1 protein-coding gene is annotated in these 513 nt (G+C 72.1%); it reads right to left on the reverse strand.

Annotation, left to right across the window (positions count from 1 at the left end):
* On the reverse strand, window positions 1-513 hold a 513-nt coding region (locus LPA27_RS19325; protein WP_267477234.1), incomplete at both ends, for a methyl-accepting chemotaxis protein.

A 513-nucleotide genomic window follows, 5' to 3' on the forward strand; every position in this document is an offset into this window, starting at 1 on the left:
TCGATGGTGGCGTTGAGGGCGAGGAGGTTGGTCTGTTGGGCGATGGAGGTGATGACCTTGATGACTTGGCCGATCTCGGCGGAGGACTCGCCGAGGGAGGCCACGGTGCCTTGGGCGGAGGAGGCGACGGTGACGGCGCCGGTGGCGACGGTGGCGGCTTCGGTGGCGTTCTGGGCGATCTCGCGGATGGAGGCGGTCATCTCCTCGGCGGCGGAGGCGACGGTCTGGATGGAGGCGGAGACCTCGCCGGCGGAGCCGGTGGCCGAGGCGGCGCGGTCGGAGGTGAGGGTGGCGCCGTCGCCCATGCCTTGGGAGAGGATGGTGAGCTGTTCGGCGGCGATGGCCAGGGAGTCGGCGGTGCGGCCGATGGCGATCATGGAGTCGCGTTGGGCGGTGAGCAGGGTGGAGAGGCCGGCGGCGAGCTGGCCGATGGCGTCGGTGCCGGTGAGGGTGACCTCGCGGGTCAGGTCGCCGGCGGAGGCGGCGCGCACGACCTCGAGCACCTGCTCGACC

The organism is Nocardioides sp. Leaf374 (assembly GCF_916862475.1).
GTDB lineage: Bacteria > Actinomycetota > Actinomycetes > Propionibacteriales > Nocardioidaceae > Nocardioides > Nocardioides kribbensis.